Source organism: Pseudomonas sp. 9AZ (assembly GCF_902506525.1).
GTDB lineage: Bacteria > Pseudomonadota > Gammaproteobacteria > Pseudomonadales > Pseudomonadaceae > Aquipseudomonas > Aquipseudomonas peli.
Genome location: NZ_LR733840.1, coordinates 1,404,767 through 1,420,982 on the forward strand (window position 1 = coordinate 1,404,767; position 16,216 = coordinate 1,420,982).

Here is a 16,216-nt window from a genome sequence, read left to right on the forward strand (position 1 = left end):
AATAAAAAACCCGCCTTAGCGGGTTTTTTATTGCTCTTGAGCTAAGCCATTAGCCGTTGAACACGTCGTTTACCGACTGCAGCGGGTAATGCTTCGGATACGACAGAGTCGCCACCCCGCTTTCAATCGCGGCCTTGGCCACAGCATCGCAGACCACAGTGATCAGGCGCGGGTCCATCGGCTTCGGAATGATGTACTCACGGCCAAACGACAGGGCAATACCGCCGTAAGCGTCACAGACCTCCTGGGGCACCGGCAGCTTGGCCAGGTCACGCAGAGCCAGGGCTGCAGCGATCTTCATTTCCTCGTTGATACGGGTCGCACGAACGTCCAACGCACCGCGGAAGATGAACGGGAAGCCCAGCACGTTGTTGACCTGGTTCGGGTAGTCGGAACGACCGGTGGCCATGATCACATCGCTGCGCACTTCGCGCGCCAGCTCCGGTTTGATTTCCGGGTCAGGGTTGGAGCAAGCGAACACAATCGGATTCGGCGCCATGCGCTTGAGGTCTTCAGCCGCCAGCAGGTTGGCACCCGACAGGCCGACGAAGACATCGGCACCGTCCAGGGCATCAGCCATGGTGCGCTTGGTGGTTTCACTGGCGAACACAGCTTTGTACTGATTGAGGTCATCGCGGCCAGCGTGGATCACGCCTTTGCGGTCGATCATAAAGATGTTCTCGACCTTGGCGCCCATGCTCACCAGCAGCTTCATGCAGGAGATTGCGGCTGCGCCAGCACCCAGGCACACAATTTTGGCCTCTGGCAGTGTTTTACCGGCGATTTCCAGGGCGTTGAGCATGCCGGCTGCAGTCACGATCGCGGTGCCGTGCTGGTCATCGTGGAACACTGGAATGTCGCACTGTTCGATCAGCGTGCGTTCAATTTCAAAGCACTCGGGTGCCTTGATGTCTTCCAGGTTGATGCCACCGAAGGTGATCGAGATGCGGCGTACGGTGTCGATAAATGCCTGCGGGCTTTCAGACTCGACTTCGATATCGAATACATCGATGCCGGCAAAACGCTTGAACAACACGCCCTTACCTTCCATCACCGGCTTGGAAGCCAGCGGACCCAGGTCGCCCAGGCCGAGAATAGCGGTGCCGTCGGAAATAACTGCCACCAGGTTGCCTTTGCCGGTGTAGCGGTACGCCAGCTCCGGGTCACGCGCGATTTCGCGCACAGGCTCAGCGACACCAGGGCTATAGGCCAGGGACAGATCGCGCGCAGTTGCGGTGGGCTTGGTGAGCTCGACACTCAGCTTACCCGGACGGGGATTGGCATGGTATTCGAGAGCGGCTGTTTTCAAATCAGACATGTTGGCATTTCCGCTTTGGGCTGTTGAACAGGCAGGCGGCGAGGATACGCAAGTTGTATACAGCTGCACAAGACTGACGAGTCCGGATGGGCACGCCAGCCCTAGCGCACGACCTTCAGCCAGTCGCCAGCACGCGGCTGCCCTGAAGGGTAGAGGTTATTCAGCAGGCGCAGGGTCTTCAGCGCATCCCCCGGCAATTTGCTGCCTTTGGCCAGCGCCTCGATGGTTTGTCCCGGCTTGACCTTGACCATCTGCAAGCGCAGCGGCTGCGCCTGCTGGAACTCGGCGCTGGTCATCGGCCGAAAGCTTTTGATCACGCTGAGAAACTGCTCATCCTGAGTTTCCAGCGAGGCGCGACCACGTACTGCTCCTACAAACAGGTAAACCCGCGCACCATGCTGGATAACCGCCACGCGCTTGGCGGCAGTGCCTGGAATCACCGCGCTATAGCCTTTGAGACCAGCCTGCTGCAACTCGACGCCGGCCACCAACCGCTGACCGCCGACGCGCTGGCGCAACAGTTCAGCCGGCGTCAGTTGCTGCGGGTTATCTTCCAGGGTCATGGCGATAAACGCCTGCTGATCGGCGGTGTGACCGATCAGCGCATCCGGGCGATTGAGCAGGCTCCAGCCCTTGGGAAACGCCAGGGTGAAGTTCAGATCTGCATGGTAAAAGCGCTGGCCGCGACGCACACCGGTTTCGGCGGAGTCTCCAAAGGGCAGACCTTCAAGGCGTTTGAGAAAGGCCTCGCGATTGACCTCCTGCTGACCTGTAGCCAAGGCCCGCGCCGGGCCCAGCACCTGCTGCAAACGCCGGTCGTTATCCGGATGAGTATCGAACAGCCCGTGGTAGCCGCCCGCAGGTTGCGCCTCACCGCGCGCGGCAGCTTGGTCGCGGGCAAAGTCTTCCTGATTTTTCAGCACCTTGACCACTTCGATCATCGCCTGCGGGTCATAACCGCTGCGCGCCAGGTACTGCGCGCCCAGACCATCGGCCTCCAACTCCATATCGCGGCCATAGCCACGGACAACGGCACTGCCCAGCACTCCGGTGACATCGGCAGCAGCACCCACGCCAGTGCCAATCGCCACAGCCTGGCCGAGCAAGCCCCAGGCCGTGGACTGGCTTTGCTGCTGCACGCTGTGCCGCGCGGTGACGTGGCCGACCTCATGACCTAGCACGGCGGCCAGTTCGGCTTCCGAGCTGAGATAGGCCAGCAGGCCTCGATGGATATAGATGTAGCCGCCCGGCAGGGCAAAGGCGTTGATATCCGGGCTGTCGACCACGGTGAACTGATAGGCCAGCTGGTTGCGGTGGCTATTCTTCGCCACCCGCTCACCGACCTGCTGCACGTAGGCCTGCAGCTTCTCATCGGCGTAGCGCGGGTTTTCTTTGAGGATTTCCTGGTTGTAGCGGCGCCCGAGGTCGAGTTCCTGCTGCTCGCTCATCATCACGAAATCGCTGCGGCCAGTGGCCGGATTGACCGCACAGCCGGCTAACTGTACCAGCAGGACAGAGAGCGTCAGTACACGCAGGATCATGGCAGGGCCTCCAACATGGCCTTATCAGTCAATGGCAGCATCCAACGCGCCTGTCCCGCGCGCAAGCCGCCACGTCTGGAGCGGTCGATCACCCAGCCACGAGCCTCGACCTGGCGACCTTCAAGGCTTTCGACCGCGCGCAGATCAAAATTGCCCAACGCCCGGGGCGCGATATGCAGCACCAGCGAATCGCCCATTTCCAGCCACAGACCGCCGCCATTGCGTTCGATACGCAGCACCTGCCCACGGAGCAAGGCAAAGCCGCCACGGCTCAACTGCTTAGGTGCTAGCACTGGCGAACGCTGCCAGAGCCCGGCACGCGCCTGCCGCGCACTGCGCTCGGCGGCTTGCTGGCACTGCACCAGCGCCAGGTTAGGTGCAACCGCCACCTGATAGCCCAAGCCCTCGGCGAGTAGCTGCGCTTCCAGATTATTACCACGGTCGTCATAGGCGTGGGCCAGGGTGCGCCCGTAGTGGTCCTTGGCCTGTCGACCAAGCTGCAGGGCCACTCGACCATCACTGGCCGCCAGCAGCGCCTGCAGGCGTTGGCGCGCGGCCTCGGCAAACGGCTCGGCGGAACGCCCCTGCCGACCCATCTCCGGGCTGTTCAAGCCAATCAACCGCACTGTGCGGCCATCGACCAGGCGCAAGGTGTCGCCATCCACCACCCGCTGCACCTTGGCACTGGGCAAGTTGGCCGGCGCCGGACAGAACGCCAGGGCGCCGCCTGCATAAACGCCGAAAACGAAAAAGGCGCCCACAAGGGACGCCTTTTTCAGTAGCGAGGTGGAACCCATATGGGTCTGCGTCGCTGTGCGCAAGCTTACTGCTTGGCGCCGAACATGCCGAAACGCTGCTTGAAGCGATCAACACGGCCGCCGGTATCCAGCATTTTCTGCTTGCCGGTGTAGAACGGGTGGCACTCGTTGCACACGTCCAGGCTCAACGGCTTGGCCAGGGTGGAGCGAGTTTCGATCACGTTGCCACAGCTGCAGGTGGCGGTGACGGCTACATAGTTCGGGTGGATATCGGCTTTCATGATGATTCCTCAGGGCTGTCGTGCCGCCACCAGACACTATTGTCAGGTACCGCACAGAAATAGGCCGGCGATAATACCAGAGCACCGCCGCGACGCAAGGCCGGCCGTCGACTGGCAGCATGCTAAGATCGCGCCCTGCAACCAGGAGCCCACCGCTTGCCCGACGTCATATTGCGCCTCGCATTGCCCTCGCCGCTGCGCCGCCTGTTCGACTACCGTGCCCCGCCCGGTGTGCCGCGCAGCGCTTTGCAGCCGGGTGCGCGGCTGCGCGTACCATTTGGCCGGCGCGAAATGATCGGCATCCTGATCGAAGTCACCGAGCACAGCGACGTACCGGCAGACAAGCTCAAGCCCGCCCTGCAATTACTGGACGCCCAATCGCCACTGCCGCCCGCACTGTTCAAGCTGTGCCTGTGGACCGCGCAGTATTACCAGCACAGCCTGGGCGACACCCTGAGCTGGGCACTTCCAGTACTGCTGCGCCAGGGCGAGCCGGCGGAAGTACGCCAACAGCGCTTCTGGTCGGTCACCGCCGGCGCGCAGTTGGACGACCCCCGCCTGAGCCGCGCACCGCGTCAGCGCGACGCCCTGAAAACCCTGGCCCAGCACCCCCACGGCGTTGCCCATGCACTGCTGAGCAAACTGCAGCTGAACAAGGACAGCCTCGACCTGCTGCTGGAAAAGGGTCTGGTGCAGATTGACGTGCGCCGTCATGCGCCGAGCGAGCGTCACGCCAACTGGTTGGCGCAGCCGGAACTGCCGCTGAATGCTGAGCAGCGCGCAGCCAGCGAGGCAATCCGCTCAGGTTTCGGCAGCTTCAACGCCTTTCTTCTCGCCGGGGTCACCGGCAGCGGCAAGACCGAGGTCTACCTGCAGCTGATCCGCGAAACCCTGGAGGCCGGCAAGCAGGCCCTGGTGCTGATCCCGGAGATCAACCTCGGTCCGCAAACCCTGGCGCGTTTCGAGCAGCGCTTCAACGCGCGCATCGCCCTGCTGCACTCGGCAGTGAATGACCGCGAACGCCTGGACGCCTGGCTGGCGGCGCGCGATGGCGAGGCGGACATCATCATCGGCACCCGCTCGGCGTTGTTCACCCCCATGCAGAGGCCGGGGCTGATCATCATCGACGAGGAGCACGACGCCTCCTATAAACAGCAGGAAGGTCTGCGCTACCACGCCCGCGACCTGGCGGTGGTACGTGCCCATCAGGAGAACATCCCGATCGTGCTGGGCTCGGCCACGCCGTCACTGGAAAGCCTGCACAACGCCCACAGTGGCCGCTACGCCCTGCTGCACCTGCGTGAGCGCGCCGGCGGCGCCAAGCAGCCGCGTTTTCTGCGCCTGGATGTGAAAAGCCGACCGCTGGATTCCGGCATCTCCGGCCCCATGCAGCAGGCCATCGCACAAACCTTGCAGGCCGGCCAGCAAGTATTGGTGTTCCTCAACCGCCGCGGTTTCGCTCCGACCCTGCTCTGCCACGACTGCGGCTGGTTGTCCGAGTGCCCGCGCTGCGACGCACGCATGACCGTGCACCAGCGCTCACGCGAGCTGCGTTGCCACCACTGCGGCCACGTCGAGCGCCAGCCGAGTAACTGCCCGAAGTGCAACAACGTCGACCTGCGACCGGTCGGCGCCGGCACCGAGCGCGCCGAAGAACGTCTGGAGATTCTCTTCCCCGACGTGCCGGTCTTGCGCGTCGACCGCGACAGCACCTCGCGCAAGGAGGCCATGACCACCCTGTTCAACACCGTGCAGCGCGGCGAGCCGTGCATCCTGGTCGGCACGCAGATGCTCGCCAAGGGTCACCACTTCCCGCGCGTCACTCTGGTGGCGATTCTCGATGCCGATGGCGGCCTGTTCTCGGCGGATTTTCGCGCCAGCGAACGCATGGCCCAGCTGATCGTGCAGGTCGCCGGTCGTGCTGGGCGCGCCGAAGAACCGGGTAAGGTGATTATCCAAAGTCATCTGGCCGACCATCCTTTATTGGTACAGCTGACCGAACAGGGCTACTTCGCCTTCGCCGAACAGGCTTTAAGTGAACGGCGAGGTGCTGGCCTGCCGCCGTTCTGCCACCTCGCTCTACTACGTGCCGAGGCACACAAACCCGGCCAGGCTGAAGGTTTTCTCGATGATGCCTGCACGGAAGCAGAGCTGTTGCTGAACGAGCTGAAACTCAGCGGCATTGAACTGCTTGGTCCGGTGCCCGCGCCAATGGAGCGCCGCGCCGGCCGCTACCGCGCCCAGCTGCTGGTGCAGGCGAACGCCCGTGCGCCGCTGCATCGCTTACTCAACACTTGGATGCACGCACTGGAGCAGATGCCAAGCGGCCGCGCCGTGCGTTGGTCGTTGGACGTCGACCCCATCGATCTGTTCTAAGACAGGCCGCAGTGCGCAGCCTGTTACACTGCACGCCATTTCGTTTAGCAGGCCTGTACCGTGACCCACACCGCTTTCTCTTCTCTGCCGCTTTCCGCCGCCATGCTGGCGAACCTCGAGTCGCTCGGTTACACCGAGATGACCCCGATTCAGGCGCAGAGCCTGCCGGTAATGCTCAAGGGCATGGACCTGATTGCCCAGGCCAAGACCGGCAGCGGCAAGACCGCCGCCTTCGGCATCGGCCTGCTCAACCCGCTTAACCCGCGATACTTCGGCTGTCAGGCACTGGTGATCTGCCCAACCCGCGAGCTGGCCGACCAGGTCGCCAAGGAACTGCGTCGCCTGGCGCGCTCGGCGGACAACATCAAAATTCTGACTCTGTGCGGCGGCGTGCCGTTTGGCCCGCAGATCGGCTCGCTGGAACATGGCGCGCAGATCATCGTCGGCACTCCGGGGCGCATCCAGCAGCACCTGAGCAAGGGCACGCTGAAACTTGACGGTCTGAACACCCTGGTGCTCGACGAAGCCGACCGCATGCTCGACATGGGCTTCTACGACAGCATCGCCGAGATCATCAGCCAGACCCCGACACGCCGACAGACCCTGCTGTTCTCCGCCACCTACCCGGCCGGGATCAAGCAGCTGTCCGCGACGTTTATGCGCGATCCACAGCAGGTCAAAGCGGACGCCCTGCACGACGACACACAGATCGAGCAGCGTTTCTACGAAATCGCGCCAGAAGAGCGCATGGACGCGGTGGTCAAGCTGCTCAACAGCTATCGCCCGCAGTCCTGTGTGGCCTTCTGCTTTACCAAGCAGCAGTGCCAGGAAGTGGTCGATCACCTCACCGCCAAAGGTATTTCGGCCGCCGCGCTGAACGGTGACCTAGAACAACGCGACCGTGATCAGGTGCTGGCGATGTTTGCCAACCGCAGCCTTTCCGTACTGGTGGCCACAGACGTGGCCGCCCGCGGCCTGGATATCGATGCGCTGGACATGGTGATCAACGTCGAACTGGCGCGTGATTCGGAAATTCACATTCACCGCGTCGGCCGTACCGGCCGTGCCGGTGAAAAGGGCCTGGCCATGAGCCTGGTGGCCCCGGCCGAAGGCCACCGTGCTCAAGCCATCGAAACCCTGCAAAAGGCCCCGCTCAATTGGCACCCACTGAGCAGCCTGAAGCACCAGGGCGGCGCGCCATTACAGCCACCGATGATCACCCTGTGCATCGGCGCGGGCCGTAAAGATAAACTGCGCCCCGGCGATATTCTCGGCGCACTGACGGGCGCGGCGGGCATCCCTGGCGCGCAGGTTGGCAAGATCGCGATCTTCGACTTCCAGGCCTATGTCGCCGTTGAACGGGTCGTGGCCATGCAGGCACTCAAGTGCCTGAGTGAAGGCAAAATCAAGGGCCGCTCGCTGCGTATCCGTACCCTATAGTTGCCATAAGCGCTAAACAGACGGTCGCCGTGACGCGACCAGCGACAGAGGAGTAGCACCCTTGCGCAATATTCTGGTGATCGAAGACAGCCCATTGGTGCTGAAGATTCTCGAGCATCTGTTCCGCAAGGAAACCGGCTTCCAACCGATCTTCTGTGCGTCCCTGGGCGAAGCCCAGGTGATGCTGGAGACCTCGGCGGAGCTGTTCTTTGCCGCAATCGTCGACCTCAACCTGCCGGACGCCCCGGACGGTGAAATCGTCGACGTGGTGATGGGCTATCACCTGCCTTGCATCGTGCTCAGCGGCACCTACAACGAACAGCGCCGCGATCAGATGCTGCTCAAGGGCGTGGTCGATTACGTCCTCAAGGAAAGTCAGCACTCCTACGAGTACGCCTTCCGCCTGCTGCACCGACTGGAAAGCAACAGCACCGTGAAAATCCTCATTGCCGAGGACTCCGATGCAACACGCCACTACATCCGCCACGTGCTGACCCCGCATCGCTACCAGATTATTGAGGCCTGCGACGGCGATGAAGCCCTGAGAATCCTCAAGGAACAGCCGGACATCGACCTGCTGGTGGTCGACCACAGCATGCCGGGACTCAGCGGGTTTGACCTGGTCAAACTGCTGCGGCAGAAGATGAAACGCCACGAGCTGATCATTCTTGGCCTGTCCGCCGACACCAAGGGCTCGCTCAGCGCCAAGTTTATCAAGCACGGTGCCGATGACTTTTTGCGTAAACCGTTCTGCTCGGAAGAGCTCAACTGCCGGGTGATGTCGACCTTGGAACGCCGCGACCTGCTGCGTGCGTTAAAACAAGCGGCGCAGTACGACGCCCTCACCGGCCTGAATAATCGCCGTGCGTTTTATGAACATGGCCAACAGCTGTTCCAGCAGGCCCGCTCCGGTGGCCGTGACCTGAGTGTGGCGATGCTCGATCTGGACTTTTTTAAACGGATCAACGATGACCACGGTCACGCCAGTGGTGATGCGGCACTCATCGGCTTTGCCCGGGCGTTTTCCGCCACCTTCCCAGACGCTCTACTCGGTCGCTTGGGCGGGGAAGAATTTGCCATGGTCAGCCAGCAGGACGCCGCCACCCTCAGCGACACCCTCGACCAGCTGCGCACGCACTGCGCCAGCTTGAAGTACGCCATCGGCGCACCCGCACTGTCATTCAGTGCCGGCATCTATCATGGCGCCCCTGATGACCTGGAAAGCCTGCTGCACCAGGCTGACCTGCGCCTGTATCAGGCCAAGAGCCAAGGCCGCGGGCGCAACTGCTGGCAGTAATGCATGCGGTCTGCTGGCGATGCAGCATTAGGTCCTAGAGCCCATGGCGCAGAAAGATCTGCGCATAGCTGCCATCGGCGCGCATGTCCTCAATAGCCTTATTGAAAGCATCGGCAATTTGCTGATGCTGCGGATGCTTGCGGCTAACCAGAATGTGCAGGCCGTTTTCGCTCAACGGCTGCGGCAGAAACTCCAACTGATCGCGAATCCCGGCAAGGCTGCGACTCAGGTGAAAGCGCGCCACCAGCTCATCCTCCAAGGTCAGCTGTACCCGCCGGGCCTGCAACATCCGCGCGCCCACCTCGAAGCCCACCACTCCCACTTTGGTCAAACGGCTGTCCAGATCAAACTCACTGGAGTAGGCATACCCGCGCACCACAGCGATGCTGTAGGGGTACAGATCCGGCAACGTACGGAAGTTGATATGACTGTCCTTTCGTTGCAGAAAGCGAATGCGATTAATCAGGTAGGGCTGTGAGAAATGGCCAAACACAGCCCGCTCATCGGTGTACCAGGCGTTGATCAGGACATCGTAGATTTCTTGCTGCAACCCACGCACCGCACGTTCCCACGGCACCTGAACATAACTGGTGGTATAGCCGGCGCGGACCAGGGCGGTGGTCACCAGGTCAGAGGCCACCCCGTTGTTCAGCAGCGTCTGGTCATTGAATGGCGGCCAAGGGTCCGCCACCAACCGCAAGGTTTCTGCAGCATGGCCATACAGAGGCGCCAACAGCAGCCACGACAGCAGGCAGGCACGCAGTCCATTCATCAACGGCGATTCCAGAGAAAGCAGAGCACTAATCCTAGTCGATCACTGGCTCAGCCACACCCTACAGGCCATGCGCTAATATGCGCGCTGTTTTGCGCCAGCCTTGGCGCGTGTCGCAGGTTGAGGAAATGGCTGTGCTTACCCCCCAGGTCGTGATTATCGGAGCCGGTGCCGCCGGGCTTATGTGTGCATTGACGGCCGCTGCGCGCGGACGCCAGGTGTTGCTGCTGGATCACGCCAACAAAGCCGGCAAGAAGATCCTGATGTCCGGTGGCGGGCGCTGCAATTTCACCAACATGTACTGTGAACCGAGCAATTTTCTTTCGGAAAACCCGCACTTCTGCAAATCGGCCCTGGCGCGCTACACCCAGTGGGACTTTATCGGCCTAGTGGCCAAGCATGGCGTGCCTTACCACGAGAAGAAACTCGGCCAGCTGTTCTGCGACAACAAGGCCAGCGACATCCTCGGCCTATTGCTGAGCGAGTGCGATGAGGCCGGCGTGGACCTGCGCCTGGACACCTCGGTCAGCGAGATCAGCAAGCGGGACAGTGGTTATCAGCTGCAGACCAGCGCCGGCCTGGTGCGCTGCGAGTCGCTGGTGATCGCCACTGGCGGCCTGTCGATTCCAACCCTCGGCGCCAGCGGCTTTGGCTATCAGGTGGCCAAGCAGTTCGGCCACGAGCTGCTGCCGACCCGCGCCGGCCTGGTGCCATTTACCCTCACCGACCCGCAGCTTAAAGCGCTGTGCACCGAGCTGTCCGGTACCTCAGTCGAGGATTGTGTGGTGAGCTGCAACGGCCAGAGCTTCAAGGAAAATATCCTGTTCACCCACCGGGGCCTGTCCGGCCCGGCGATTCTGCAGATTTCCTCATTCTGGCAACCCGGCGATGCCGTGAGTATCAACCTGCTGCCGCATATCGACCTGCCCGAGTGGCTGGAGCAACAACAACGCGAACGCCCCAACAGCGAACTGAAAACCCTGCTCGCCGAGCTGTTTACCAAAAAGATGGCCGGGTTGTTGGCCGACAACTGGTTCGCCTCCAAACCAATGAAGCAGTACACCCACGCAGAACTCAAGGCGATTGCCGAACAGCTCGGCGACTGGCAACTGGTGCCAGCCGGTACCGAGGGTTACCGCACCGCTGAGGTTACCCTAGGTGGCGTCGATACCCGCGAGGTGTCGTCTAAAACCATGGAGTCGCTGAAGTCACCGGGGCTGTATTTTGTCGGCGAGGTGCTGGATGTAACGGGGCATCTGGGCGGTTTCAACTTCCAGTGGGCCTGGGCCTCCGGTTACGCGGCAGCCCAGTACGTCTGACCACTCAGGGCGCCGGGGCAGGCTCAAGCGGCGGCAACGGCTCACCCGGCAACCACTTCTGGTGGATCACGGTAAAGCTGCCATCCCTCTTCATCGCGTCGAGTTCACGCTGCCAGCGGCTGATCAACGCGTCATCCGTCTGCAGGGAAAAAGCGATGTAGCTGTCGCTGTGCATGAAGTCGAACAACAGCTGCACTTCATCCGCCTGGATATCGCCCTGTGCCAGCAGGGCATTGATGCTCAGGTTATCCAGCACCATCAGCTTGACCCGACCGAGCTTGAGCATGCTTACCACCTGCGCCGGCCCGGTTACCGGGGTGAGGTTGCTGAAGCCCTCGGCCAGCAGCCGCTGGTGGCTGTACCAGTCGCGCGGCACGGCAATTTCGCCGTACTCGCGTGCTTCTTCTAAACGGCTGATCGATAGAAAAGAGCGGCGCAGGGCGTAGAAGCTGGTGACGTTGCGGGTAATCGGCCCAACCCACTTAAACAGCTGTTCACGCTCACGGGTGCGCATGGCCACAAACAAGCCCGTGTTCGGTCGGGTTAAGGCCTCCTGATACCCACGCGCCCAAGGCACCACGCTGATCGGCGCGCTCTGCCCGGTACGCTGCAGAATGGCTTGCACCACTTCAGTGGCTAGCCCTTTGGGCTCGCCGTTCTCGCTGAAATTGATGGGCGGGTATTCTTCGGTATAGAAGCGCAGCGGCTGAGCCTGTAAAACCCTGCACGACAAGCAGACAAGCAGCAACACGAGCAATCCACGCACACAGGTGTACAACACGGCAGATGCCTCGCGAATGGCGGATAGTTTAAGCGTAGCCCGGCCGCCGTGATTCACACCAACCCATCGATCGGCGCCACATTTTAATTGGTAGCAACACGGCTTACGGCTGCCAAGTCGACACAGACTCCGTTAGGCTGCTACCTGTTACGGTTAATCAAGGTCGGGCCATGCCGTCCACTGCGCTGCGCCACTCGCTTCGTCGCCTCTGGGCCCAGGATAAATTCAGCTACAGCCTGCGGGTGTTTATCGCCCTCAGCGGCGCGTTGTTGCTGTGCTGGTCGCAGGGCTGGATGCATGCGCTGATCCCGTTGTTTCTCGGCGTCATCGCCAGCGCCCTGGCGGAAACCGATGATAGTTGGCAGGGCCGCGTGGTGGCACTGCTGGTCACCCTCGGCTGCTTCAGCGTGGCGGCCTATGCGGTGGAATTTCTGTTCCCCTACCCCTGGCTGTTCGTCTGCGCCCTGGCGCTGTCGAGCTTTGCCCTGACCATGCTCGGCGCGCTGGGCGAACGCTACGCCACCCTCGGCGCGGCCACGCTGATTCTCGCGGTGTACAGCATGATCGGCGTGGAGCAGCGCGGCGGCGCGGCGGGCCTCTGGCAGGAGCCATTACTGCTGGTGGCGGGCGCAGCCTGGTATGGCCTGCTGTCGGTGCTGTGGAATGCGCTGTTCGCCAACCAGCCGGTGCAGCACAGCCTGGCGCGGCTGTTTCGCGAGCTGGGCCAGTACCTCACGCTCAAGGCCGCGCTGTTCGAACCGCTGCGTCAGCTGGATGTGGAAGAACGCCGCCTGGCCCTGGCCAAACAGAACGGTCGCGTGGTGGCGGCGCTGAATGCGGCCAAGGAAATCATCCTGCACCGGGTCGGCAATGGCCGGCCGGGACCGAAAGTCAGCCGCTACCTGAAACTGTACTTTCTCGCCCAGGACATCCACGAACGCGCCAGTTCCTCGCACTACCCCTATAACGAGCTGGCCGAAGCGTTCTTCCACAGCGATGTGTTGTTCCGCTGCCAGCGCCTGCTGCGCCTGCATGGCGAAGCCTGTCAGCGCCTGGCCCAGGCCATCGAACTGCGCCAGCCATTCGAATACCGCGAGCTGTGCCGCCAGGCGCTGGACGACCTGCACGACTCCCTCGAACACCTGCGCGTGCAGAGCAACCCAGCCTGGCGCCACCTGCTGCGCTCCCTCGGCGCGCTGGCCGGCAACCTGCGCAGCCTGGATGTACTACTGGGCAACGCCAGCAACCCCGACGCCATGGCGGAGCAGCAGGACACCAGCCTGCTCGACCGCGAACCGCACTCGCTCAAGGATGTCTGGGAACGCCTGCGCCTGCAGCTGACGCCGACCTCATTGCTGTTCCGCCACGCCTTACGCTTGTCCCTGGCACTGGCGGCCGGTTACGGCGTGCTGCACTGGATTCACCCGACCCAGGGCTACTGGATACTGCTGACAACGCTGTTCGTCTGCCAGCCGAACTACGGCGCAACCCGGCTCAAGCTGGTGCAGCGCATCAGCGGCACGGTGCTCGGCCTGCTACTCGGCTGGGCGCTGTTTGACCTGTTCCCCAACCCGCTGGTACAGGCGCTGTTTGCGGTGGTCGCCGGGGTGGTGTTCTTTGCCCTGCGCAGCAGCCGCTACACCCTGGCCACCGCCGCCATCACCCTGTTGGTGCTGTTCTGCTTCAACCAGGTCGGCGACGGCTACGGGCTGTTTATCCCGCGCCTGGTCGACACCCTGCTCGGCAGCCTGATCGCCGGCCTGGCGGTGCTGCTGATTCTGCCGGACTGGCAGGGCCGTCGCCTGAATCGCCTGCTCGCCAGCACCCTGAGCTGCAACAGCCGCTACCTGCAGCAAATCATCGCTCAGTACGCCAACGGCAAACGTGACGACCTGGCCTACCGCCTGGCGCGGCGCAACGCGCACAACGCCGACGCCACGTTGTCGACCACGCTGGGCAATATGCTGATGGAGCCGGGGCACTTCCGTAAGGAAGCGGATATCGGCTTCCGCTTTCTGGTGCTCTCGCACACCCTCTTGAGTTACCTCTCAGGCCTTGGCGCGCACCGTGGCGAAACCAGCCTGAGCGGCAGCGACAACCCGCTGCTGGCCAGCGCCAGTCGCTTGGCCGCTAGCCTGGACGAGATTGCCAGCTGCCTAAGTGATGACCGCACAGTGGCCATTTACAGTGACGCCGAAGAACAGCTGGCCAGCGAGCTGGAAACACTCAGCGAAGACCTGGATGACCAACAACGACTGGTGCAAACCCAACTGGCGCTGATTTGCCGTCAACTCGGACCATTACGCACCCTGGCCTCACACCTGCAAAAACGCCAACCTGAGGCTTAACCTCAGGCTATACGGCGTAGTCAGCCACTATTGGCTAGCGCTTAGAGCAGGCTTTCTGCCAGTATGCCAGCGCACGCATACCACTCTGGTCGCTCTATGCTCACCGCCAGGAACATCGCTAATCGATCGCTACCGATCAGCCTAAGCAGCCTGGTCCTAGCGTTCTGTCTGCTGCTGGTAATGCCCCTGAGCCAGGCTGAAATACCCCTCGACGACCACACACCCGCGCAAAACCTCAATGATCTAGCCGATTACCTGGCGGACCCCGGCGGCACACTGACCCTGAAAGATATACGGCAGGTCGACGCCGACTTTCGTCATCGCAAGGATCTCAGCTTCGGCTACACCCGCGGGCCGGTCTGGCTGCGCCTGCAGCTGCGTTCACACACCCTGCAAGCGCGTACCTGGCGCGTAGAGCTGGACTACCCCTCGCTGGATGACGTGCACCTGTACGATGTCGGGGCTGACGGTATACGCGAGTCACGCGCGGGCGATACCGTGCCCTACTCACAACGCAGCGTCGGCCACCGCACGCCGGTGTTCGACATACCCCTACAGCCTGGCGAGCAACGCACCCTGTACCTGCGCGTCGAATCGGCTGGCAGCATGACGCTGAGCGGCAGGCTGATGTCGCTCAGCGACTTCGAGCAGTACAGCCAACGCGGCTACATGGTGCATGCCACCTACTGCGGCGTACTGATTGCCCTGGGCCTTTACAACCTTCTGCTGTTTCTCGCGCTACGCGAGCGGCCCTTTCTCAACTATGTGCTGTTTATGTGCGCCTTTGCCCTCAGCGTACTGTCGCTCAACGGTCTCGGCGCGCAATACCTATGGCCGCAGGCAGCGCCTTGGAGCAACCGCATGCTGCCCGTCAGCCTGACATTGGCCGCACTCTTCTCGGCGATATTTGCCCGCAGCTTCCTCGACACACGTCAGTGGCTACCACGCTGGGATCGTGTACTGGTCGTGCTCTGCTTCGCGACTGCCCTGGCCGTTCTGGCCACCTTGCTGTTGCCAGTACAGCGCGCCTTGCAGACCATGTCGCTGACCGGGCTGACGGTCACGGTCATGCTCCTGCTCACCAGCTTCGTCTGCGTCGGCTACCGCGTGCCAGGGGCCCGCTTATTTGCCCTGGCCTGGATGATGTTGCTGGCCGGCGCCGTGCTGCTGGCACTGCGTAATTTCGCCATCATCCCCTCGAATTTCCTGACGCTCTATTCCATGCAAATTGGTTCCAGCCTGGAAATGATCTTGCTGTCTTTCGCCCTTGCAGCGCGTTTCAATGAGCTGAAGCGGCAGCGAGAGGCTGCGCTGCAAAACAACGAACGGGTACTCGAACAGCGGGTGGCCGAGCGTACCCAGGCACTTGAGGAGGCCAACCAGCGCCTTAGCGAGCAAGCCATGCGCGACCCGCTAACGGGCCTTGCCAACCGTACTGCACTGCAGCAGCACCTGACCCAGGCATTAAGCCGCAACCAGCGCCGCCAAGAGCTACTGGCCGTGATGCTGATTGATCTGGACGGTTTCAAACCCATCAACGACCTATATGGTCACGGCTTTGGTGACCTGGTACTGGCTGAAGTCGCCCAGCGCCTCAACCTGCAAATGCGCGAGAGTGATTTGGCGGCACGTTTGGGTGGCGATGAATTCGTCATGGTCTGCGAAAGCGTGCACTCAGCCGAAGCCGTCCAGCAGCTTGCCGAACGCCTGCTCGACCGCCTGAATCAGCCGATGACGCTCGAAGGACACACCGTGCATGTCGCGGCCAGTATCGGCATTGCCCTGAGCCAAGAAGAAGACGACACCACAACCCTGATTCGCCGGGCCGACGCGGCGATGTATCAAGCCAAAGCGGCAGGCCGTAACCGCACCCAGCTTGGCTGAGGCCTCGCTAAAAGTACTCGGCGCCAGCCTGTCAGCTAACTAATGCAGCAGCCACACGACCTTGAGGAAGCACACCTGTCTGCTGCCCGCGCCAATGCTTT

12 protein-coding genes are annotated in these 16,216 nt (G+C 62.2%); 6 read left to right on the forward strand and 6 right to left on the reverse strand.

All coding sequences use genetic code 11. The features are described 5' to 3' along the window. Window positions 1-49: 49 nt before the first annotated feature. The 4 genes from ALTER154_RS06600 to rpmE form a co-directional block, all read right to left on the reverse strand. Window positions 50-1,318 carry a malic enzyme-like NAD(P)-binding protein gene (locus tag ALTER154_RS06600; RefSeq protein ID WP_160085758.1) on the reverse strand — a complete coding sequence of 423 codons (1,269 nt, stop codon included), beginning with the start codon at window positions 1,316-1,318 and terminating at the stop codon, window positions 50-52. Window positions 1,319-1,419: 101 nt separating this feature from the next. Further along, window positions 1,420-2,859, reverse strand: a complete 1,440-nt coding sequence (locus ALTER154_RS06605; RefSeq protein ID WP_160085759.1) for a M48 family metalloprotease — start codon at window positions 2,857-2,859, stop codon at window positions 1,420-1,422. Further along, on the reverse strand, window positions 2,856-3,656 hold the full coding sequence (locus ALTER154_RS06610; RefSeq protein ID WP_160090038.1) for a thermonuclease family protein: 801 nt from the start codon (window positions 3,654-3,656) through the stop codon (window positions 2,856-2,858). The genes ALTER154_RS06605 and ALTER154_RS06610 overlap by 4 nt, the downstream gene beginning before the upstream one ends. Before the next feature lie 26 nt (window positions 3,657-3,682). Beyond that, window positions 3,683-3,898, reverse strand: a complete 216-nt coding sequence (gene rpmE / locus ALTER154_RS06615) for a 50S ribosomal protein L31 (RefSeq protein ID WP_090249983.1) — start codon at window positions 3,896-3,898, stop codon at window positions 3,683-3,685. 156 nt (window positions 3,899-4,054) lie between these two features. On the opposite strand from rpmE, the gene ALTER154_RS06620 reads away from it, so the two are divergent. The 3 genes from ALTER154_RS06620 (at window position 4,055) to ALTER154_RS06630 (ending at window position 9,011) form a co-directional block, all read left to right on the forward strand. Next, window positions 4,055-6,274, forward strand: a complete 2,220-nt coding sequence (locus ALTER154_RS06620; protein ID WP_160085760.1) for a primosomal protein N' — start codon at window positions 4,055-4,057, stop codon at window positions 6,272-6,274. Window positions 6,275-6,334: 60 nt separating this feature from the next. Beyond that, window positions 6,335-7,714: an ATP-dependent RNA helicase DbpA gene (gene dbpA, locus ALTER154_RS06625; protein WP_160085761.1), complete on the forward strand. Its 1,380-nt coding sequence runs from the start codon at window positions 6,335-6,337 to the stop codon at window positions 7,712-7,714. Between the two features lie 61 nt (window positions 7,715-7,775). After that, entirely contained in the window at window positions 7,776-9,011 is a 1,236-nt protein-coding gene (locus tag ALTER154_RS06630) for a diguanylate cyclase domain-containing protein (RefSeq protein WP_090249989.1), read from the forward strand. Window positions 9,012-9,045: 34 nt separating this feature from the next. Here ALTER154_RS06630 and ALTER154_RS06635 read toward each other — a convergent pair whose 3' ends face one another. Further along, complete coding sequence (locus ALTER154_RS06635; RefSeq protein ID WP_160085762.1) at window positions 9,046-9,783, reverse strand: ABC transporter substrate-binding protein; 738 nt, start codon at window positions 9,781-9,783, stop codon at window positions 9,046-9,048. A gap of 128 nt (window positions 9,784-9,911) precedes the next feature. On the opposite strand from ALTER154_RS06635, the gene ALTER154_RS06640 reads away from it, so the two are divergent. After that, entirely contained in the window at window positions 9,912-11,102 is a 1,191-nt protein-coding gene (locus ALTER154_RS06640) for an NAD(P)/FAD-dependent oxidoreductase (RefSeq protein ID WP_372239919.1), read from the forward strand. 4 nt (window positions 11,103-11,106) lie between these two features. Here the strand turns inward: ALTER154_RS06640 and ALTER154_RS06645 are convergent, their stop codons facing one another. Further along, complete coding sequence (locus tag ALTER154_RS06645; RefSeq protein ID WP_256665615.1) at window positions 11,107-11,853, reverse strand: ABC transporter substrate-binding protein; 747 nt, start codon at window positions 11,851-11,853, stop codon at window positions 11,107-11,109. Window positions 11,854-12,053: 200 nt separating this feature from the next. Between ALTER154_RS06645 and yccS the strand changes: the two genes are divergently transcribed. Both yccS and ALTER154_RS06655 read left to right on the forward strand, forming a co-directional pair. After that, window positions 12,054-14,231, forward strand: a complete 2,178-nt coding sequence (yccS, locus tag ALTER154_RS06650) for a YccS family putative transporter (RefSeq protein WP_160085763.1) — start codon at window positions 12,054-12,056, stop codon at window positions 14,229-14,231. A gap of 96 nt (window positions 14,232-14,327) precedes the next feature. Then, complete coding sequence (locus ALTER154_RS06655) at window positions 14,328-16,115, forward strand: diguanylate cyclase (protein WP_160085764.1); 1,788 nt, start codon at window positions 14,328-14,330, stop codon at window positions 16,113-16,115. The last annotated feature ends 101 nt before the right edge of the window (window positions 16,116-16,216 follow it).